The sequence below is a fragment of the Gemmata sp. SH-PL17 genome, assembly GCF_001610855.1.
Classification (GTDB): domain Bacteria; phylum Planctomycetota; class Planctomycetia; order Gemmatales; family Gemmataceae; genus Gemmata; species Gemmata massiliana.
Genome location: NZ_CP011271.1, coordinates 1,619,064 through 1,638,196, shown reverse-complemented (window position 1 = coordinate 1,638,196; position 19,133 = coordinate 1,619,064). Strand labels below are relative to the sequence as shown.

At 62.8% G+C, this 19,133-nt stretch carries 18 protein-coding genes and 1 tRNA gene; 14 read left to right on the top strand and 5 right to left on the bottom strand.

Going from position 1 to position 19,133, the window contains the following annotated elements; genetic code table 11:
- Positions 1–39 precede the first annotated feature (39 nt).
- From VT84_RS06795 to VT84_RS06785, 3 genes are all read right to left on the bottom strand, one after another.
- The gene (locus VT84_RS06795) at positions 40–648 is read right to left on the bottom strand and encodes a hypothetical protein (protein ID WP_157469276.1); all 609 of its coding nucleotides are present in this window, start codon (positions 646–648) and stop codon (positions 40–42) included.
- A gap of 310 nt (positions 649–958) precedes the next feature.
- Complete coding sequence (locus tag VT84_RS06790) at positions 959–3,091, bottom strand: DUF4394 domain-containing protein (protein ID WP_162271625.1); 2,133 nt, start codon at positions 3,089–3,091, stop codon at positions 959–961.
- A 184-nt stretch (positions 3,092–3,275) separates the two neighbouring features.
- Entirely contained in the window at positions 3,276–4,793 is a 1,518-nt protein-coding gene (locus VT84_RS06785; RefSeq protein WP_082838989.1) for a serine hydrolase, read from the bottom strand.
- A gap of 519 nt (positions 4,794–5,312) precedes the next feature.
- Between VT84_RS06785 and VT84_RS06780 the strand changes: the two genes are divergently transcribed.
- The 13 genes from VT84_RS06780 to VT84_RS06725 all read left to right on the top strand — a co-directional run bounded on the left by VT84_RS06780 (position 5,313) and on the right by VT84_RS06725 (position 17,887).
- Positions 5,313–6,269 (top strand): GDP-L-fucose synthase family protein, encoded by a 957-nt coding sequence (locus VT84_RS06780; protein ID WP_052559178.1) that lies wholly within the window; start codon positions 5,313–5,315, stop codon positions 6,267–6,269.
- 29 nt (positions 6,270–6,298) lie between these two features.
- Positions 6,299–7,360: a glycosyltransferase family 2 protein gene (locus VT84_RS06775; RefSeq protein ID WP_052559176.1), complete on the top strand. Its 1,062-nt coding sequence runs from the start codon at positions 6,299–6,301 to the stop codon at positions 7,358–7,360.
- Between the two features lie 953 nt (positions 7,361–8,313).
- A complete protein-coding gene (locus VT84_RS06770) occupies positions 8,314–8,778 on the top strand; it encodes a transposase (RefSeq protein ID WP_162271624.1) in 465 nt (154 codons plus the stop codon).
- A 40-nt stretch (positions 8,779–8,818) separates the two neighbouring features.
- The gene (locus VT84_RS38210) at positions 8,819–8,959 is read left to right on the top strand and encodes a hypothetical protein (protein ID WP_157469272.1); all 141 of its coding nucleotides are present in this window, start codon (positions 8,819–8,821) and stop codon (positions 8,957–8,959) included.
- 347 nt (positions 8,960–9,306) lie between these two features.
- Positions 9,307–9,380 (top strand) — tRNA-His (locus VT84_RS06765).
- A 112-nt stretch (positions 9,381–9,492) separates the two neighbouring features.
- The gene (locus tag VT84_RS06760; RefSeq protein ID WP_082838987.1) at positions 9,493–10,722 is read left to right on the top strand and encodes a tyrosine-type recombinase/integrase; all 1,230 of its coding nucleotides are present in this window, start codon (positions 9,493–9,495) and stop codon (positions 10,720–10,722) included.
- Positions 10,723–10,925: 203 nt separating this feature from the next.
- A complete protein-coding gene (locus tag VT84_RS39490) occupies positions 10,926–11,255 on the top strand; it encodes a DUF1580 domain-containing protein (RefSeq protein ID WP_082838986.1) in 330 nt (109 codons plus the stop codon).
- Between the two features lie 222 nt (positions 11,256–11,477).
- Positions 11,478–14,135 (top strand): hypothetical protein, encoded by a 2,658-nt coding sequence (locus VT84_RS06750; RefSeq protein ID WP_082838985.1) that lies wholly within the window; start codon positions 11,478–11,480, stop codon positions 14,133–14,135.
- 408 nt (positions 14,136–14,543) lie between these two features.
- Entirely contained in the window at positions 14,544–14,897 is a 354-nt protein-coding gene (locus VT84_RS06745; RefSeq protein WP_082838984.1) for a hypothetical protein, read from the top strand.
- Between the two features lie 62 nt (positions 14,898–14,959).
- Positions 14,960–15,355 (top strand): helix-turn-helix domain-containing protein, encoded by a 396-nt coding sequence (locus VT84_RS06740; RefSeq protein WP_082838983.1) that lies wholly within the window; start codon positions 14,960–14,962, stop codon positions 15,353–15,355.
- A 1-nt stretch (position 15,356) separates the two neighbouring features.
- The gene (locus VT84_RS06735; RefSeq protein ID WP_082838982.1) at positions 15,357–15,803 is read left to right on the top strand and encodes a hypothetical protein; all 447 of its coding nucleotides are present in this window, start codon (positions 15,357–15,359) and stop codon (positions 15,801–15,803) included.
- Positions 15,804–16,002: 199 nt separating this feature from the next.
- Complete coding sequence (locus tag VT84_RS06730) at positions 16,003–16,677, top strand: hypothetical protein (protein WP_082838981.1); 675 nt, start codon at positions 16,003–16,005, stop codon at positions 16,675–16,677.
- 199 nt (positions 16,678–16,876) lie between these two features.
- Complete coding sequence (locus VT84_RS06725; protein ID WP_082838980.1) at positions 16,877–17,887, top strand: hypothetical protein; 1,011 nt, start codon at positions 16,877–16,879, stop codon at positions 17,885–17,887.
- Here the strand turns inward: VT84_RS06725 and VT84_RS06720 are convergent.
- Both VT84_RS06720 and VT84_RS06715 read right to left on the bottom strand, forming a co-directional pair.
- On the bottom strand, positions 17,884–18,153 hold the full coding sequence (locus VT84_RS06720) for a hypothetical protein (protein WP_082838979.1): 270 nt from the start codon (positions 18,151–18,153) through the stop codon (positions 17,884–17,886). The two genes, VT84_RS06725 and VT84_RS06720, sit on opposite strands and share 4 nt — an antisense overlap.
- A gap of 262 nt (positions 18,154–18,415) precedes the next feature.
- Positions 18,416–18,628, bottom strand: a complete 213-nt coding sequence (locus VT84_RS06715; RefSeq protein ID WP_082838978.1) for a hypothetical protein — start codon at positions 18,626–18,628, stop codon at positions 18,416–18,418.
- 174 nt (positions 18,629–18,802) lie between these two features.
- On the opposite strand from VT84_RS06715, the gene VT84_RS06710 reads away from it, so the two are divergent.
- Positions 18,803–19,078 carry a helix-turn-helix transcriptional regulator gene (locus VT84_RS06710; RefSeq protein ID WP_082838977.1) on the top strand — a complete coding sequence of 92 codons (276 nt, stop codon included), beginning with the start codon at positions 18,803–18,805 and terminating at the stop codon, positions 19,076–19,078.
- Positions 19,079–19,133 lie beyond the last annotated feature (55 nt).

Below are 19,133 nucleotides of genomic sequence, written 5' to 3'. Positions count from 1 at the left end.
GCTGGTTCCTCGGAGATTTGGACCACGGGGTGTGCGGTGCTACTTTCCGCCGCCCATCATCGGGCCGCGGTTGGTAACCGGGTTCTTCGGTCCCCGCAGATCGACCCTCAACACCTTCGTACCGGTCCCGTCGACGGTCTTCGTGTATTTGGTTACGTCGTCCGGACCGGACTGCAAACCGATCATGCCGACCCACCGCGTTAGGTTCTGCTCTATTCCGCCACCCGATTGGGCGATCGAGACCTCTTGCTTCCCGTCGGCCGTAACCACCGTGGCGAACACCTTGACGAACCCGTCTCGCCCAGGCCCGCGCACCCACCCGGCGGGCGGAGCAAATTCTGGGGGCGCGTCCCCGGTCTGTTTCACGGTCGCGGCCAACTTGTCAAAATCCGCTTCGTACTTCGTTATTTGGTCGGCCGGTCCGTTGTATTTGAAAAACCACACCGGTTTGTCGGCCGGAACCATCAAGCCGAGCAACCGGTACTCGGCTACCGCTTCGACCGCTCCGGGCGCCTCGCCGCCTTCGGACTTCGGCGCCGTGTACGTTTGCACGCTCTCAGCGCCCCCGCACCCGATCACACTAACCGTGAGGCCCGCGACCAGCGCAAATGGCAGAACAAAACGCACGCGAAGTTGTGGCAATGGCATTTATGGAAGTCTCGGAGACGGCCCTCGCGGGCCGGTGTAGAGGCGGGCACATCAGCGGGAGCCGTACACGCATTCTCGACAGGTTGACACCCGACGTCAAGGCGGACGTGCATAGGTAACGGCTGTTCGACCCATCGGCGGCCCCCGCTCGTAAAGGCCGCGTGCAGCCGAAATCGCGCCGGGTAAAGGGTATTCGCCGGTGGTAACGTCAAAGATCGTCTCTTATTGAGATCTTTGACGTTACCACCGGCGAACGAGAGTTTACGCCCCCTCTATCGCGATCGGGGCCACGTAACCCGTGCGGGCCGCGTCAGTTAACGTACACGCCGCCCTTGAAGGCCGCGCCGAACGCGAGGAAGCTGTTGATTTCCGACCCGGTGCCGCCGTCGAAGCCCTTCACGTGCGACGCGCCCGACGCGGTCCCGACGAGGATGTCGGCGAGCCCGTCGCCGTTCACGTCCCGGGCCGCCACGTTCAACCCGCCCGAGTAGCCCGTCGCGAACGGGCGGAAGGTGCGCATCTCCGTACCCGTCTCGCCGTTGAACACCTTCACCGACGACGTCGACGACACGGCGCCCACGATCACCTCCGCGTGCCCGTCGCCGTTCGTGTCGCCGGCCGCCACGGTCACCCCGCCCGGTTGCCCCAAGAACGAGTGGTCCACGAACGCGAACATGCTCTGGATCGTCGCGAAGGTTCCGCCGGCGAACACCTTCACGTGCGAGGTGCCGGTCGCGGTCCCGGTGATGATGTCGTCGCGCCCGTCCCCGTTCACGTCCCCGGCCGCGACGTTCACCCCGCCGGCGAACCCGTTATAAGCGTAGAAGCTCGCGAGTTCGTCGCCGTTCGCCCCGCTGAACGCTTTCACGTGCGAGAAGCCGGCCGCGGTCCCCACGATGATGTCGTCGAACCCGTCGTCGTTGACGTCCCCGGCCGCGAGCGTCAGCCCACCCATGAAACCCTGGCCGAACGCGAAGAAGCTGCGGATCTCCGCGCCCGTTACACCGTCGAACACCTTCACGTGCGGCGCCCCCACGCGCGGGGCCGTGATGATGTCGGCCACGCCGTCGCCGTTCACGTCCCCGGTCGCGACCCGCACGCCCGCGGTCATGACGCCCTCATACGGTAGGAAGCTGCGGCCCGGGGTGCCGTCCGCGTTCAGCAGTTGCACCCCGCCGGCCCCGACCCCGGTTCCGAGAACCGTCCCCGACCAGCCCGTGGGCGGCGGCGGGGGCGGCGGAACCGTCGGATCGGTATCGGTGACCGTCACGGTCGTGGTCGATTGCGCGCCGAGGGCCGCGCCACCGGTCGGAGCCGACAGCGTCAGCGTGATGGTCTCGGCGGGCTCCTCGACCCCGTCGTTCGCGATCGGGATGTTCAGCGTTGCCGTGGTCTGACCGGCCGCGAAGGACACCACGAACGAGCTACCGGTGAAGTCGGTCCCCGGCGTCGCGGTGCCGCCCGTCACCAGGACCGAAACCGCGGCCGCGGCGCTCGTGTCGCCGGGGCGGGTGAGTGTGATCGTCGCGTTCGTGCCGGTTTCCGACGCGGCGAACGTCGCGCTCGTGAACGCGACCGACGCGGGAGCGAGGGTCAGGCCGCTCACGCCCTGCGGCGCGACACCGCGGTCGACCGCGGCGCCCGTCGTCAGGTCGATCTCGTAAATGTGGGTGACGTTGTTCACCGTGAGGGCGGCGACGCCCGTGTTCCCGGAGATGTCGAGCCCGTTCGCGCGGGTGAAGTCGAGCGGGGCGCCGTTCAGCGTGATGCCCACTTGCGCGGTCTGCGACCCGCTGTTCGCGTTCTGCACGAACAGGCCGTTGCTCGCGGCGTCGAGCGTGTACTGCGTCGCGCTCCCGGAGCCCCCCACGAACGCGGTCGCGTCGACACCGGTCGAACCGGTGGGCAACCCGTTGATCGCGCCGTCGGTGTTGACGCCGTTCACGCTCCCGGCCAGACCGGTGTTGCCGTCGATGGCCGCACCGGTGGCGGGATCGATGCGGAAGTTCAGCCCGTTCGCGGTCACGACGCGGAGCTGGCCCGTCGCCGGGTCGAACGCGACCCCGTAGCTCACCGCGGACGGGTCCGGCAGATCGACCTGGCTGCCAACGGTATCAACGAACTTGACCGAACCCGGCGTGCCGATGGCCGTGGCCTGACCGGTCTGCGTCGAGATCTTGTAGAGCGTCGCCGTGTTCGCGGCCGCGTCCACACCCAGGCTGTAAAGGGCGCCGTCCTGGGAGCGGAAGTCCAGGCCGACGAGCGCTTCGTTCGAGCTGACACCGGTAATCGCGGTCACCGGCGCCGCGGACGGGCTGGTCGTATCGAACGAGAGTAAGTTGCTGCCGCTGAGGGCGTACACGGCCGCGGGTGTGGCCCGATCTTCCAGAGACTCAACTGCGAGCCGAGCACCCGGCTTGGTGGTCCGATGAAACGCACTCATGACGGCTCCTATAAGGCAAGAGTTTGTCATGGTTAATCGGAATAATCCGGCCAAACCTCCGCAGAAGTTTTCGCTCTTTTCGAGATTCACTGAAGATTCCGTAACCCAATCCAGCCGAGTGGGGAACCTGGGGAAGCGACCTCCTCGCGCCGCTTTCCCCCGCGCGAGCAAGTACCCAATCCCCCTACTTTTTCGCGCGCCGGAACTCCTGGTCGAAGAACCGCATGCTCTGCACCTCGCCGTTGGTCCCGAGACGGAACTGCACGTCGAACGTGCTGCGGTCGAACGAAATCACGTCGTCCTTCGGCTCCACGGGGATCGCGGTGAACGTGTCGAAGTGGTAGTGCTCCACGCGGAAGGTGTATTTCCCCCACCGGATCATCAGCTTGTCGTTCTCGTAGATGACCTCTGCGCGCCCGTAAGCGCGTTCCTCGAACGCCCCCGCGTAGTCCTTGAGAGGCAAGCTCGGCTTGGTGTCGGGTTTGCGCGACGCGGTGCGTTTCTCCTTCGCGGACGCGACCACGAAATCGAGCCGCTTCAACTGGCTCTTGTAGAACGTCACCCAGTCCTCGGCCGGCAACTCCAGCAGCGCGTCGAGGGCAGTCTTGCACACCGATTCGCACACGTAGGACGGGCGCAGGTTACACAACACGAACACGCCGATCTTCTTTTCCGGCACCAGCATACACTGCGCGCGGAACCCCGTGAGCGTGCCACCGTGCGAAACGCAGTTCGCCCCGCGGTAGTCGTGGACGAACCAGCCCAGGCCGTAACTCGTGAACCGCGTGACCTTCGGCGGGAAATAAACGATGAACGGGTCTTGGGGAATGAAGAGCATCTGCGACGTGTGCGTTTCCTTCAACGCGCGCTCGGTGATGAGGCGCCGACCGTCGAACTTGCCGCCCGCGAGCTGGAACTGCAACCACGAACCCATGTCGCGTGCCGTGCTGTTGATGCACCCGGCACCGCCCGCGTGGTCGATCTCGTCCCACCCGATCGCGGTGACGGACTTGTCGAACCCGTAATAGTGTGCGGTCGCGTGGTCGGGCGGCGCGCTCCCTTCTTTCCAGGTGCAACTACTCCGCTCCATGCCGAGTGGCTTGAAGATGCGGTTCTTGATGACGCTCGCCCAGTCGCTCCCGTCGAGCTTCCCGGCAATCACGCCCGCCGTTGTAAAGGGCACGTTCGCGTATTCCCACTTCGAGCGGAACGAGGTTGAGGGCGTGGCCCGGCCCCAGCGCCGGATCACGTCGCCACCGTCCGTGCTCAACCCGGACCAGAGCGCGTCGTGTCGGGGCATCCCGGTGCGGTGGCAGAGCAGGTCGCGGAGCGTCACCTCGCGGTCCGCGAGTTCGTCCGACAGGCGGAAGTAGTCGAGGTGGTCGTGGACCTTGTCGTCCCACTTCAGTTTGCCGTCCTCCGCGAGCATCGCGAGTGCAGTCGCAGTGAACGCCTTCGAGCACGACGCGATCGGGAACACCGTATCGGGCGTAACTTTGTCTTCCTTCCCCTTCGCGCGGACACCGAAGCCCTTGAGGTAGATCACCTGCCCACCCTTCACGATCACCACGGACGCGCCTGGCGCATCAAACTCCTTGAGCGCTTTGGTAACAGCCTCGTCGATCGGTTTGGGATCGAACTCCGCCGCGCGGAGTGACGGCGCGACGAAGACCAGCGCGCACAACAGAAGATATCGGCCCATTTGGGGTTCTCCGAACTGGTGGGGACCGGCACAGGGTACTTGGTAAACGAATGCGAGAATACCACTCGCTCGTTGGCACTCGCAGTTCGCCCGCAGCTTTCTTGGCGAACGGCCGGCGTGCGCCGACTGGTGAGAGGTTCCTCCCGCCGGTCACAAAGGCTCGGGTGAACTGGCCGTGAGGTGCGAACACCAGAAGCGTTTTTGACAGGATCAACCGGATCAAAGCCGAATGCAACGTTGCCTTCCGAACCCGGTCGATCCCGTTAATCCTCAAAAATGTTTGCCGCTCTATCACGCTGGACGTTACACGCGGAATCGTAGTGTCACTTCGCCAAAACAAACCCAATTTGCGGTTTTTGATAGGCCTGAAACGTGTGCGTCGCAAAACGGGAGGTTGCGGTTGCGTGGGTTAAGTGAATTGTGTAAACCGCTTCCCGGAATTCTGCCGAATGTATTGAGTAGGCACGGGCGCCGCGACGGGGGCGGCGCTAGTTCCGGGCAACTCAGGGAAGGGAACCGATGGACCTTCGGAACAAGCGAATCCTGGTGACCGGCGGCGGCGGGTTCCTCGGTCGGCACGTCGTGGCGGAACTGCGGCAAGTGGGCTGCACGAGCCTGTTCACCCCGCGCCGGGCCGAGTACGACCTGACCGACGCCGACGCGGTGCGCCGGGCGCTCGATTGGAGCCGGCCGGACGTGGTGATCCACCTCGCCGCCGTTGTCGGGGGGATCGGTGCGAACCGTAAGTACCCCGGCACGTTCCTCTACGACAACCTGATGATGGGTGTGCAGCTCATCGAGGCGTGCCGGCGCCGCGGGCTGGAGAAGTTCGTTTGCGCCGGGACCATTTGCGCGTATCCGAAGTTTACTCCGGTGCCGTTCAAAGAAGAAGATTTGTGGAACGGCTACCCGGAGGAAACCAACGCTCCTTACGGGCTGGCGAAGAAGATGTTGCTCGCGCAGCTCCAGGCGTACCAGCAGGAATTCAACTTTCCTGGTACCTACGTGCTGCCGGTGAACCTGTACGGTCCTTGGGACAACTTCGATCTCCAGTCGTCGCACGTGATTCCGGCGCTGATCCGCAAATGCGTGGACGCGCAAATTGCGGGGGTGCCAGAAGTTCCCGTATGGGGCACCGGTAAAGCGACGCGCGAGTTCCTCTACGTTGCGGACGCGGCCCGGGGCATTCGGCTCGCGGCCGAGCGCCTCGAAACCCCGGACCCGATCAACCTCGGTTCCGGGCACGAAATTGCGATCCGCGACCTGGCCCAAATGATCGCCGACCACGTCGGGTACCGCGGGACACTGAAGTTCGACCCGACCCAACCGGACGGGCAACCGCGGCGGTGCTTGGACACGAGCCGCGCGAAGGCGCTGATCGGGTTCGAGGCCACAACGACACTGACCCGCGGGCTCGCGGACACCATCGCGTGGTACCGCGCACAACTTTCGGCGCCGACCCGGATCGCCGCCTGATCCCACAGCCGCCACAGAGGGGCACAGCTATGAGCTCGCCGGAAACCGACACGAACGCCGCGGAGTACCCCATTATTGTGGGGATGGAGCGCCGCGTCCAAGAGCTGGCGAACCAAGTTCAGGTGCTCCAGCAAGAGTTGGGCCGGCTGAAAGCGTACACCCGCCCGCGGCTCCCGTGGAAGTTCTGGATCCGGCACCAGATCAAAGTGCTGTTGGACCTGCGCGTGGTGCTCGGCAAGCTCTCATTCAGTGAGCCGCCGAAGGTCGTGGGCGTCCCGAAGTGGTACCACACCAAGCCCGCACTCAAGAACCCGCCGGTCATCTCGATCGCCACCCCGTCGTACAACCAGGGGGAGTTCCTGGAGGGCACGATGCGGAGCGTACTCGATCAAGAGTACCCGAAGCTCCAGTACGTCGTGCAGGACGGCGGATCAACGGACAGCACCGTCGACGTTCTCGCCCGGTACAAGTCCCGCTTGCACCACTGCGAAATGCAGAAGGACCGGGGCCAGTCGCACGCGATTAACCTCGGACTGGCGCGCACCGACGGCGAGATCATGGCGTACCTCAACTCGGACGACATCCTGTTGCCCGGGTCGCTCCACGCGGTCGCGAAATATTTCGAGGACCATCCGGATGTGGATGTCGTGTACGGCCATCGCGTCCTGATTAACCAGCAGGGGGACGAGATCGGGCGGTGGGTACTGCCGCCGCACGACTCCGGCGTGCTGAAGTGGGCCGACTACGTGCCGCAGGAAACGATGTTCTGGCGGCGCCGGATCTGGGACAAGGTTGGCGGGATCGATGAGAGCTTCCGGTTCGCGATGGACTGGGATCTGATCTCGCGGTTCGTTGAGGCCGGGGCCAAGTTCTACCGGATGCCGCGGTTCCTCGGAGCGTTCCGCATTCACGACTCGTCCAAGACGATGACGGTGGTGAACACGCACGGCCAAGAAGAGATGACGAAACTGCGCCGGCGCATGCACGGGCGCGACGTGACCCCGCAGGAGATCCAAAAGGGCATTCGTCGCTATCTGGGGTGGCACGTGATTTACAACCGCCTGTACCGGCTCGGTTTGGTTCGGTACTGATCGCGCGGGCCACCCAGCAACGCGAGAACCCCGGTGCTTCAAGCACCGGGGTTCTCGCGTTGCTGGGTGGCCCTATTGTTTGGGGCAGTGTTTTTAAGCGACGTTCCAGAGCGATTGCCCGACCGCCGTCTGACTGACGGCCCGGAGCTCCAGCGGACCCACCTGTTCGACCCGCCAACGCGCCCCGGTCCGTTTCATCCGCAGATTCAAGCAGTAGTTGCCAAGGCGATTGTGTGGCAGTCCCATATTAGGGGTGATTGGGTTGGGTAAAATGGTTCATGAGAACCTCATCCTACCCCAGTGATGTTACAGACGCGCAGTGGCAGCTGATCGAACCGCACCTCCCGGTGTACCGGTTACTCCTGGTCGGGGTGGGCCTGGTGGATCGCGGCACGCGGTGCCACCTTGGACGAGATCCCCTGGGATCTGTGATCCTCACACCCGTACCCACCGACACACGAACCCAACCACCGACGACTGCAATGGCAACTACTGCAATAAAGTGCGCACGCCCAGCCGTGACAGATAACTATCGATTCCCGTGGGGAACGCACCCTTTGGCCGGCCCCGTGTCTCTAACCACGTATGAGCCGACCAATTGGAACCGTTGAGGAACTGGAACGGCGCCGTAAGCGGGCCGTGCCCGCCGTGGCCGACGGCCAGTCCCGAAAGACCGTCGCTCAGGTTCTGGGCGCTCACATCAAGACCATCCCTCGATGGGTGCGCGCCGCGCGATACCCGTGCGGGCAGGGCGCCAAGACCCTGCCCGGGACGACACTCGGACTGAGCGACGCCCCGCCCGGACGTTGGAGGCCCTGTTGGTTCGGGGAGCCAAGGCCCACGGGTGGCACAACGAGCTGTGGGCGGCCACGCGGGGCGCCCACAGCTTGAGCAACGGTTCCGGATCGGGTACCACCCCGAGCACGTGCGCAAGATCCCCAAGCGGGCCTCGGGTGGACCAGCCAGAAGCCCGTGAGCGCAACGACAAGGCGGTAGCCCAATGGGTCGCCGACGAGTTCCCCCGGATCGTCCGGGAAACGTTCGAGCGCAAGACGCACTACGTGTTCCTCGACGAGTCCGGGTTCTTCCTGGCTCGGACCGTCCGGCGCACACAGGCACCGCGAGGGAAGGCGCCGGTGTTGCGCGCCGGGAACCGGCGGGACAAGTGGTCGGCGACCCGCTGCACCACCGTCAGCCCCGTGCCCGTGCGACCGGGACGATACTTCGAGTTGCTCGACCACAACGTTCACGGCGAGGACGTGGTCCCGTTCCTGAAGGGCCGGCACCGGCGCGTGGACCCGCAGACAGTGATCTGGGACCGGAACCCGATCCACTCGACGTCGAAGGCGGTCCAGGCGCGGGTGGCGAAACATCCGAGCGTGGTGGTGGAGGACTTCCCCGGTTACGCCCCGAGTTGAATCTGGACGAGGGCGTCTGGGGTGGACGAAGTACGGTCGATTGGCGAACCTGGCGGCCAACAACAAGCAGGAACTCTGGGATCATGTGGTCGATGAATTGATCGCGCCGAAGCACCGACCGGACCCATTGAGAGCGTTCATCCAAGAAACCCGACTGCTGGGGCTCGCGCTCGCCGTTTGAGGGGGGATAATTCCCTTGCCGGAACCGGTAAGGGGTGGCGCGAGGCGCCACAACCTTCGGCTGGGGATTTTCGTTTGGTAAGCCGGGCGTGAAAGGAGTTTGGTGAGAATTTACCGTTGGTGGCGACTGTTCGGGTTCCTAGAATTACGGGGCGGCCAGGGCCGTTTCAGGGATCGCATAAGTCGTTATTCTTTAGACTGGCGGCCCCACTATTCGGGCTTTCCGCATTGACCTTACGTGATCCCTGAAACGGCCCTGATGGAGTGAGGCCGAGGGGTTGACCTGCAGCGCCCGCTGTAGTAATCTGATCCGAACAATCGGATTGTTTTTCTGTGTAACTATTCACGGTGGCTGTAGCTCAGTTGGTTAGAGCGCCAGATTGTGGATCTGGAAGTCGCGGGTTCAAATCCCGTCAGTCACCCTTGCCTTAAGTCCTTTTAGCCGAAGCACTTCAGCTTACCACCGGGCGTTCCGGTGCGACGTCTCGACAGCCTTGATACTGCGGGAACTCCCGCAATACGAAAGGTGTCAGAATGTCGCGTCGGAAAAATCCGTTCCCGAACCCCCGTCAACACAAAGGCGCCGCGGTCGTCGATATTTACGACGGTCCGACCCGCCGCACGGTCACACTCGGTCCCTGGGGTTCCGAGCAAGCTCAACTGGAATACGAACGGTTACTCGTGCGGCTTCGTGCGGGCCGATCGGTTGCGCCGGTCCACGGGGCGCCGGCGCCCGTTAACGCGCCCACCGATCTGACCGTGGCCGAAGCGCTCGTGAAGTACGTTTCACACGTCGAAGGTTACTACCGCAATCCGGACGGTACGCCGACCGGAACGGCCGAAGACATCAAAATTACACTCCGCTACCTCCAACGGTTTTTCGGCGCGCTGCCGCTGGCGGAGTTCGACATTCGGTGCTTCAAAACGGTCCGTCAAGCCATGATCGGCGACGGCCGAGTCCGGAACCAAGTCAACCGGCGCGCGAAAATGGTGCGGGGGTTCATTCGTTGGTGCGTCGAGGACGGGTTACCCGTCGCGGTGGGGGTGCTGGAAAAATTGAGCGCGGTGCGCCCCCTCGCGCCGGGGCGTGACGGGGCCGCGGAGGGAGAGGCTCGTATGCCCGCCGATCCGACCGCGGTCGCGAAGGTGTTACCTCTGCTCCGGCCACCGGTGGCCGCGATCATCCGCACCCTTCGGCTGACGGGGGCGCGCCCGTCGGAGATTCTGAAAATGAAACCGCGCGAGATCGATCGCACCGGCCCCATCTGGGAACTGAAGCCGACCCGTCACAAGAGCAGTTGGCGCGGGAAGTCGCGGGTCGTCTACATCGGGCCGGACGCCCAAGCGGTCCTGGCTCCCTGGCTGGACAAAACGCCCGATCCCGATGATTACGTCTTCTCGCCCGCCCGCGCGCACGCCGAACACAACACTGAGCGGTCCGCGGCCCGAAAGACGAAACGCTGGCCTTCGCACATGCGGCGAAACGCCACGAAGCGAAAAGGAGCGGCCCGGAAACGCGCGCCGGGCGCGGTCTACTCGCACCTCACTCTTTCATGTGCCGTGCGCCGCGCGTGCCTGAAAGCGGGTGTCGCCCCGTTCACACCCTACACGCTCCGCCACCTGCGCGCCGTTGAGTTGCGCGAGCAATTCGGCCCCGACCACGTTCGCGCGGTGCTCGGGCACTCCGCCTTGAACATGTCCGATCACTACAGCCGGACCGCGGACCGCGCGCTCGCGATGCACGCCGCGGAGCGCGCCGGTTAGTGCCCGCGACCCCGAAAACACTCACTCGCAACGGCCGCTGCAACACCAATTGCAGCGGCCGTTGCAATTCCCATCGTGATTCGCACATACAGCGCGAAATACTGCCTTTTTCAGCGTTTCTGCCCCTAGTGCGCCGTCTCGTCGCGTGCCTACTAATTAGTGACAGCCTTTGCGAACTCACACGACACGAACGGGAGCCGAACGTGAGCGACAACGGGACGCGCTTGATCGGGCTGGCTGAAGCCGCGCGACGACTCGGCGACACGGGGCGCGGCGGGCGCGGTGTTCACTCGGCCACGCTGACACGTTGGATTCAAACGGGCGTGCGCGCGGGCGATGGAACGCGCGTGAAGCTGCGCGCGGTTCGCGTCGGCTCGAAATGGGCGACGTGCCAGGACTGGCTCGATGCGTTCATCGAGCGGACCACGGCTACGCACGTGGCACCGGACGATGCACCCGCTTTGCGCACGCCCGCGGAACGGGGACGAGGTGTCGCCGCGGCGAATGCGGCGCTCGCGCTCCTAGGTGTCTGACGTGCAACGGATCGCGCCGTCGGCACCGCGGAAATGTTCCCGAGAGAACCCAACTCGACGTGACGGCAGAAGCCAAAACCGCTCAATGATCGTGTGATCGTTGAGCGATTAACCGAACTCGAAGCGCTTCGGATGAGTGGGGATCAAACGAAAACACGCCGCGGAACCACACGGCGTGTTTTCGGCCCCGGCTGAACACAATCCGGAGCAAACAGGAGCACGATGGAAAATTATACGCCGCTAAAAGATGACAATAAAGCGCTAAATCTGGCAATCGATTCAATTGCGACCGATTCCGGTGCGAGCAACCCGTCGCGGAAGGGCGACACTCAAGCCGACATTGAGGCGTTGACGGATCAACAGAGCCATGCGCCGAGAGGCGAGGTCACCCTTCGTGGGATGAAGCAGTCGGCCGAACTCGGACAGACAATTACCGCTCCTTCGATGGCCGAAGCATTTCGTAGGGCGCTCGACCAGACCGACTACACGGCGCCGGAACCGGTCGTCACTTGGTCGAAGAACTCGATAGACGATCTGGCCGCGCTCGACATCGATTTCCACTACGGGAACAGCGCTCACAAGCCGAATCGTAACCACCTCGACTTGCTGGCGCGACACGTCGCGGAGGCGGTCGGGGCGCTCTACTGGTGGCCGACACACGGTGGCGGTGTGCGAATGATCTTCGCGCGCGTTGAGGGCTACACCGCACGTGAACTTGCCATGCTTGCGGTCGTCGAATTCAACGCCGCACGGCCGCGGTACATCGGGAGGCGAATCCCCACAGGCATCGAGATTAAAACGGAAACGCGGCATCCGGGGTACGAGCGTGCCGACGGAGCGACCGCGGGAAGTGTGGAGGGGCGCGGGGGCATCCCCGACCTGAAAGCGGTCGCGGCGCGGTTGACGGGCGCGGGCTATAGCAACCCGGAAGACGAAGCTATCGAGGACTTCCTCGAAGAGAGGGGAATGCGACGCGGGCAGAGGTATCGGCTGTGCCCTATCAAACAGGGTGAGCATTCAACGGATTGCGTCCGCCCCCTCGACTTCGGAATCAACTGCTACACTTGCGCCGGTAAAAACCGATTCTACCCCGGCGAATCAAAGCCGGGGTTTGTCTCTTATTCTCGGTTCCTTCGCGGTGAAGTGGCGAGGGTTAACTACCTTCGGCTGGCGGTAAAGCACTGTTGCCATTGGCCCCACGCCAAGCACATCGTCCGCGCCTACGCTGGGGGCTGGTGGTCGGAACGCGACCTGCAAGCGCTGTACGGGGCGCTCCTGAAGCTCTCTCACGTGTTCGACGTACCGGACGGTGACAGGCGTCACGAGGGCATCAAAACACGGATCAACAGCGCGCTCTACAGCGACGTACCGATGCTCTTTGTCGAGGGACGCTGGGTCCACGAGAGCGACCCGTCGCGCGTGCGGAGCGACAAGGCCGCAGCGAGCCTTGTGCGGTGCCTTCCCGCGCCGTGGTACATCGACACTGAAACCGGAGAAAAGACGTTCGATGGTAAGATGCACGCGATCCTGTGCGACGGAGGCGACCTATCGCGATACGGCTACGCGGGCGTTGAACCGATACACGGCATCGACTTCTGGAAGCGAATCGGAACGCGCGAAGACGGACAAAAGTCGTTCCCGTTCTTGGTCCCGATGACACCGGCGTTCCGCTACCGATCGGCCGACGAGCGAGCGAAGGGCATCGCGCTCCTGTCGTGGCAGTTGCACATCGACGGCGCGTTCCCCGGTATGAACCTCAATTTCGCCAAGCTTCTCGTCGGGGCGCGTGCGTTCTGCCAACGGCCCGGTCAGTGCGAACCGCCGCGCGTACTCGTGCTGGGGGCCACCGGCTCGGGAAAGTCGAGGACGGTCGATTTCTCCGCCGAGATCACGGGCGGGAGTGTCGTCGGTGCGCCGATCGCGACGCCGAAAGATCGGAGTGAGTTCAAGAACAACTACGCGACTGGCATCGACCGGGGTGCGTTCGTGTTCTGTGATGAGATCGCGAAACCCAACTTGCCCCCGCGGGAATTCGGTTCCTTGATCTTGTCGGTTCAGCGCGGGCAAACGTACCGCCTCCCCTACGGCCAGCCGGCAACGTTCGATCGTCTCGCCCCCTTCGTCGCGGCGGACACGCGCAAGCCGGACGCCTTCACAGCAGACAATCAAATCGCCCGTCGATTCCCCAGCGTGGACCTGGGCGCGGGGATACAAGCCCGGGCCGACGCGCGCGACTGGTACGAAACGTCGAACGGTGGCGTTATCGGTTGGCGATCTCGTTCGGCGCTCAACACCGATGCGGCTGACATGCTCGTGTCCGAAGTGATGGACGAACTCCGCGCGCTCGGCTCGGAAGCCTCCTTCATCGACTACGCGCGCACACTCGGGTTCCCGGTGGGGAACGAAAAGACCGACGACGGTTTCGATCCTGAAGACGCTTTCCGCGAACTGTTCATCGCCGCGGCCCGTGCGCCGGACACTCGCGATGGAACTTGGAAGGGGCGCGGGTGGAAGGTGTTCGAGCCAACGGACGGAAACAACGAACTCGCGGCCGCGTGGCGCGCGTGCGGTGACGAGAGCGGTTGTGTGGACGAACAGACGATCAGCGGCCGCCAATGGTCGAAAACGATCGACGCACCGGGCGTGTGGTGCAAGCTCGCGCGCAAGGGACGGAAGATCGGGCTGCGGTTCGGCGCGGGCGATCCGCGATCTCCAACGACGGCGTTCGGTGCCGACATGCTCCCGGACGGTCATCCGATGCGGGCACGCCTCGACGCGCCGCCCGGAGACGTTCTCTCGTTCGAGATTTCCGCCACAACCCCGGTGGCGGAACCTCGCGGAAGGGTCGCGGAAGGGGTCGCGGAAATCGCAACATTATGATCCGTAATGTCTTGCGTCGATTTTTGCGGGTGGCGGAAGAAATACCCCCTCAAAAGATTTCATCGACTGATTGGTGAGGGAGAAGGGAACGGAGAAGGCGGTACGGGGAAAGTTAAGGGCGAATTTTTCCGCGACTGGCTCGAATCGACGTAGGGCGCGGCGGTTGAACAACTTACGATTTCCGCGAGTCTTCCGCCACCTTCCGCGACCCTCAACTATTTCCGCCACCCCACGGAACTGGCCCCCCGGCCGCAACGCGAGCGAAAAATCGCGACGCTTTGGGCCGCCGCGATTTGCGATCCTGTTCGCGTCCTCGCGGGCTACGAATTCAACCACTGTGATCGACGCTTGAGCCGTTCCGCGGCGCGGTGTCGTGGAACGATTTTCCTCTGTGACTGGAGTTACGAGATGAGCAATGGAACGACCGCTGTGATTGGTGCGCCGCGTCTGGAAACGACCGCCGACCCGGGGCGCCACACGTTCGCGATGCCCGTGGGTATCACGCTCAGCCCGACAGAGGCCATCGCGCGACTGCGGCAACTGGAAATTGCCCGCGCTGCGGCCCGCGTGGACGTCGCCACCAAACTACCGGTCACGACGCCGGCCGCGGCCCGCGAAGCGATCGCATCGTTAACGGCGGAAGCGCAATCTCGCCTCAACGTGCTCGCAGCCGAGTGCGCCGAGTTCGTGTGCGACCGATTGAACGACGCCGTCGCGCTACAGGCCACGATCGACGAACTCACGATGAAGATGCCGTACTGATTCCCGCTCCGATCCGCGTTGCACCACAGACCGCGGCGCGGCTTGGATGGAGGATGCAATCTATGAGTCTCAATGAACTTTCGATGCGCGACGAAGCCCTCGTCGCGCTGTTGGCGGAGGGCAAAACGCCGGTCCAGGCTGCGGCCGAACTCGGGGTCGGGCACGCGACCGTGTACCGCGCGTTGGCCCGGCCCGACGTCCGAGTCGCGCTCGCGACCGCGCGGGGGGCGCACTGGTCCGAGTCCGTGACGACGCTTAAGCGCGAGTTCCGGTCGTCCGTGGACGTGTTGCGGGAGATCCGCGACGACACGAACCAGCCCGCGATGGTGCGAATGCGGGCCGCGCTCGCACTGGCGGACCTGGCACTGCGAACGTGCAAGGTTACGGACGAGGACGTGCGGCTGACCGTACTGGAACAGATCGCCGCGGACCACCGCGGTCAACGTGAAAGGAGCTGAGATGGGAACTGGAGCATGGCTTCGCAGGCTCGAACGCCGTTTAGCGCGCTACGAGGTGGCTCAGGCCGCCAAGAGAAAGACCGCGGAGGAAGCGGCAAAGCGGGCAGCGATTATCGCGGAGCAGGCGGCGGAACAGGCCGCGCGTGCGGCCGCCACACGTGCGGCCGCGGAGAAAGTGATCGCGGAGCAGGCCGCGCGAGCAGCCGCAGTGAAGGCCGCACGGGACGAGGTTCTGCGCAAGCGCGAGGCCCGGGTGGATCGTATGCGACTCGATAAGTCTCCGTGTGACGTGTGCCGCTCGGAGGGGCGCGGGTACACCGAGGACTGCATCTCGGACCTGCACGGGTGCGACGAGCGGCGCATCCGCGTGGTACAGGAGGCGTGGGCCGAACAGGACCGTTATGAGGCGATGATCGCCGCGAATCACGCCCGCACGTCCCGACGGTAGAATTGTGATCCGAGTCGGTCGCGGTTTTCTTGACCGCGACCGGCCCTTGAGATCGGCTCAGGGCGCGGGTACAGTGCATCCTGGTGTCATTCACAGCGCGGGTCGAGTAGATTCTCTCAACACAAACCCATTACAGACTCAGAGGGCACGCAGTAATCGATCCGTTAAGGTAGTTCAACGAAGCGGAGTAGCACGCAATATGGCTTTAAAGACTGACGTCCTCGCTCAATTAGATACGCTAATCGAGACCGGCAAGCACCTTGCTCGCACGTTTCGACTGTGCGAAATGGCCAGCTACGAGTCCACCGCATCTGAAGAAGAGTTGCGCGCGTTCGTCACGTCGGCGTTGGCGGCCATCGAGCGTATCACTGGAACCGAGAGCCAATATTTTAAAAATATTCCTGCGAAAAAAGTTGCCGAGCAAATTGCGCTTGCTGGATTCGACAAGTCGTTCGTTCCAACTGTAACTGGCGTACTGACCTCGCTCCGGTCTGATGTTGACCGTGGTTATCTGACCACACTTGAGGCGCGGTTGCGAGCGAACGTCCACGACGACTTCATGGTACAGGCTCACGAATTACTGAAAGCGAGTTACCACGTGGCCGCGCTGGTAATTGCAGGCGGCGTCCTCGAAAATCATCTGCGACAGATGGCTACCACTAGAAATTTAACGTGGACCGGAAGCGGAAGCATTGCAAAGTACAATGACGTCCTGCGAGACAGGGCTTATGCGCAACCCATCTGGCGTCGAATTCAGGCTGTTGGCGACTTAAGAAATCATGCGGCGCATGGGAACGGTACGGTGGTATCCGCGGGTGAAGCCGAGGACACCGTAAAATTTATCGCACGTTTTATCGCCGACAATCCAACATAGATTCATCGGCACCACATCCTGTGGTCACAAGGCTCCGGCCGCTTAGTTCATTTCCCGTTGCTTGCTCGCGTAACTTGACCCACTGCACGCGAGCTATGCCATTTCAAGTACCCATCGCCAGGAACACCCGTTTCAAACGCGACGCCGCAAAACATATAATCTTTCGCCAATTTGTTCTTCAATGCGAACAGGGTGAACGATGCCAGCACTGGAACCGCCGGACGCGGAAGAAATCGCGACGTGGGAAATTCGGGAGCGCGGGGTTCGGGACGGGGGCAGCCCGACCGAAGCGTTCGAGGGGTCCAGTTCACACGCGGAGCGAACGTTTTTCTGTAAATGGGACAAGCGCGCCGACGTCGTGAAGTGGATGCTGGGACACGCGATCGTGTGGGATGATTCGGGAACGCTGAAACTGTCGCGGTTGCTCGCACAGGTTCACCCGGACTTCCCCGGGCTGATCTGCACGAAATGCACGTCGATCCGCGGGCACCGCTGGGTCGATAACGCGGTGCCGATCGATCCCGATGAGGGGTACGAGTTCAGCGCAACGCAGGTGAACCAGTTCCAGGACGCGGAGCTAAGTTTCCAGTACGAATCAATGCCGTTCACACAAGCAACAGACGTGGAAGTTGCCACTGCGGACGGCGATGAAACGATCCGTTACGTGAGCCGAGATAGTTTTGAAGTTTCGGGCGAATACCTCAGTCTTCCCGGCTCCGCGTTTGTGTGGCAGCGGAGCGGGGCCGCAGCCCCAAACGGCCAGTCGATCCCCTCGAACGTCGGAAAAATCGTTCCCGGTGCCGTGATGTCGGTGACGTGGTGGCGATTACCCGATTCAGTTTTTGAACCCGAAAGCGCGCTTTGGGGGCGCGTGTTCGGAACTGATGAAGGGGACGACCCGTTCTTAGGGAAGATCAACAGCGCCGAAATGTTCGGGTTGCCTCAAGGCTGTGTGCTGTTTTCCGGCTTCAAGCCCATTCGTCGCCGTGCGCCACTTGGCGACAGCTACGAATGGGACATTACGTTCGAGTTCACGTTCAAGCCGTCGGGCCACAATTGGGTTTACTTCATGGACCCAACCGATGCCACGAACAGTGGCTACTATTTCGTGGGCAAGCCGGGCAGCGGCGTTCAGCCCGCCGATGTGCTCGACGACGGGGTGTCGATCTACAACAGCATCGACTTGAACGACTTATTTAAGGTGAGCTAAGGCTTCTTTTTCTCGCACGTAAGCACCCACCGCTCACCTTGCCCGCCGCGCGTAGCTTTGCTGATCGTCCACGTTACCTTGTTGGCGTCGATGAGGCGCCAACCCACCTCCGGCTTCTCGGTCCGCAGTGTGTTGTTTTTCACGACAAACCCGGTCCCGTTCTCGGCTCGCGTAGCCTCGACGTTCTCGACGGTGCGAAGCACCTTCCCGGTCTTCGAGTCAACGACTTCGAGGGTGAGCTTTTCGAGATCTGCAGCAACGCTCATGTTCGGGTATCCCGCAACGAGGAAAAGGGTACCCATTATAAGCGCGAGAACGTTGATTCTAAACACTGTAAATCCTCCGTTTCGGCCCGCGACTTCTTGCGCGATCGACCGCAACGGAGCACGATATCAGCGCGATCGGGCCAAAGAAACAGGCGATTTTGCGATACAATTTGCGACACAATGTATCGCAAAATCGAAATGAATACGCCTCAATTTCCGTCATTGTGACGTTGATTGAGGCGTTGCGAAGCGGTTACGCGACTCAAACGGTGCGAATTTGCAGCAATAGTTCGACCACTGCCTCAGCCGGTGACAAGTCGCCGTGTTCCGCGAAGAAGTCTTCTGCCGCCCGCACATTGAAGCGGTGCGGGTCCATCGGCCCGCCCCGCGCGATCGACGCGAGGTTGGCGAGATCTTGATTGGTGAACCCACCCTCACTGTGGTTGCACGAGCACGCTGTTTCGGATACTGTCACTTACAACTCCGAAAGGGGCCGGCCGTCGCGCAGAGTAGGTCGCAAGCTGCCTCTGCGCGACGGCTCTTTTTTTGTCCCGGCCGAAGTTGACCGGGTTGGCTCACTATAGACGTATATGTCTACAGTGGTCAAGCTGGTTGCGCTGGAATCTCTACGGCGTTGGCGTGAACCGAGATGGGAAAGAAGAAGCCGGCACCTCCCAAACAGAAAGAGCCCAAACAGAAACCGCGGCAAGCGCCGAGCGCGTTCGACAGCGTGAAACTTCGTGATCTGCGCTTAACTGCGGAACTGAGCCAAGCCGCACTAGCGGCCGCGATCGGTTTGACGGCCACCGATATCAGCCGCTACGAGCGCGGGCTGTACGAACCGAGCTTCACAACCGCGGTGAAACTCGCCACAGCCCTGAGCGTGACGCTCGACGCACTTAAGAGGGCGCCGGGTGCAGAGTAACCGGCGCGGCGCCCCGGACATCATGACGTCTGATAGTTCCACCACACCAGAAAGA

Coding starts and splice junctions, on each gene's coding strand:
- VT84_RS06780 (WP_052559178.1), top strand. CDS start 5,313: ATGGACCTTCGGAACAAGCGAATCCTGGTGACCGGCGGCGGCGGGTTC.
- VT84_RS06760 (WP_082838987.1), top strand. CDS start 9,493: ATGTCGCGTCGGAAAAATCCGTTCCCGAACCCCCGTCAACACAAAGGC.
- VT84_RS06795 (WP_157469276.1), bottom strand. CDS start 648: ATGCCATTGCCACAACTTCGCGTGCGTTTTGTTCTGCCATTTGCGCTG.
- VT84_RS06790 (WP_162271625.1), bottom strand. CDS start 3,091: ATGAGTGCGTTTCATCGGACCACCAAGCCGGGTGCTCGGCTCGCAGTT.
- VT84_RS06725 (WP_082838980.1), top strand. CDS start 16,877: ATGCCAGCACTGGAACCGCCGGACGCGGAAGAAATCGCGACGTGGGAA.
- VT84_RS06730 (WP_082838981.1), top strand. CDS start 16,003: ATGGCTTTAAAGACTGACGTCCTCGCTCAATTAGATACGCTAATCGAG.
- VT84_RS06740 (WP_082838983.1), top strand. CDS start 14,960: ATGAGTCTCAATGAACTTTCGATGCGCGACGAAGCCCTCGTCGCGCTG.
- VT84_RS06785 (WP_082838989.1), bottom strand. CDS start 4,793: ATGGGCCGATATCTTCTGTTGTGCGCGCTGGTCTTCGTCGCGCCGTCA.
- VT84_RS06750 (WP_082838985.1), top strand. CDS start 11,478: ATGGAAAATTATACGCCGCTAAAAGATGACAATAAAGCGCTAAATCTG.
- VT84_RS06745 (WP_082838984.1), top strand. CDS start 14,544: ATGAGCAATGGAACGACCGCTGTGATTGGTGCGCCGCGTCTGGAAACG.
- VT84_RS06735 (WP_082838982.1), top strand. CDS start 15,357: ATGGGAACTGGAGCATGGCTTCGCAGGCTCGAACGCCGTTTAGCGCGC.
- VT84_RS06710 (WP_082838977.1), top strand. CDS start 18,803: ATGGGAAAGAAGAAGCCGGCACCTCCCAAACAGAAAGAGCCCAAACAG.
- VT84_RS06775 (WP_052559176.1), top strand. CDS start 6,299: ATGAGCTCGCCGGAAACCGACACGAACGCCGCGGAGTACCCCATTATT.
- VT84_RS06720 (WP_082838979.1), bottom strand. CDS start 18,153: ATGAGCGTTGCTGCAGATCTCGAAAAGCTCACCCTCGAAGTCGTTGAC.